The sequence below is a fragment of the Sphingomonas pituitosa NBRC 102491 genome (assembly GCF_001598435.1).
In the GTDB taxonomy this organism is placed as follows: Bacteria; Pseudomonadota; Alphaproteobacteria; order Sphingomonadales; family Sphingomonadaceae; genus Sphingomonas; species Sphingomonas pituitosa.
Genome location: NZ_BCYY01000069.1, coordinates 1 through 864, shown reverse-complemented (window position 1 = coordinate 864; position 864 = coordinate 1). Strand labels below are relative to the sequence as shown.

1 protein-coding gene is annotated in these 864 nt (G+C 64.1%); it reads left to right on the top strand.

What is annotated here, in order from left to right; all coding sequences use genetic code 11:
* On the top strand, positions 1–858 hold an 858-nt coding region (locus SPI01S_RS21610), incomplete at its 5' end, for a flagellin (RefSeq protein ID WP_066727424.1).
* Positions 859–864: the final 6 nt, after the last annotated feature.

The window sequence follows — 864 nt, the reverse complement described above, 5'->3', positions numbered from 1 at the left end:
ATGGCATTTTCGGTTAACACGAACGTCGGCGCGATGGCGGCTCTCCAGAGCCTGACTTCGACCCAGAAGGACCTGGCCACCACCCAGAGCCGCATCAACACCGGCATGGCGGTGTCCTCGACCAAGGACGACTCGGCACAGTACACGATCGCACAGGGCCTCCGTGGCGACCTGGGCGGCCTGAAGGCGGTTTCGTCGTCGCTCAGCCGCGCGAAGAGCGTGACGGACGTCGCCGTTGCCGGCGCCGAGCAGATCTCCGACATCGTCAACCAGATGAAGGCGAAGGCCACCCAGGCGGCTGACGCTGGTATCGACACCTCGACCCGCGACGCCCTGAACAAGGACTTCGTTGCGCTTCGTGACCAGATCACCACGATCGTCAACGCTTCGGACTTCAACGGCACGAACCTGCTGAAGGCTTCGGGTGGTCAGGTGACCGCGCTGCAGTCGCTGCAGGACTCGGACACCAGCTCGGCCACCACCTGGAACCCGGATTCGCTCAGCGTTGCGAACCAGGGCCTGGACCTCGGCGGCTCGACGATCACGATCGCTGCCAGCGGCAGCATCAGCACGCAGTCTGCCGCGCAGGCGATGGTCGACACCCTGTCGACCACGCAGGCGAACCTGAAGACCACGCTCAGCACGCTCGGCGCCGCTTCGCGCAAGATCGATGCTCAGCAGACCTTCACCAGCAAGCTGTCGGACGTGATCGACGGTGGCATCGGCAACCTTGTCGACGCCGATCTGGCGAAGGAATCGGCTCGACTGCAGGCTCTGCAGGTCAAGCAGCAGCTTGGTGTTCAGGCTCTGTCGATCGCCAACCAGGCGCCGCAGACGATCACTTCGCTGTTCCGCTAATAGCCC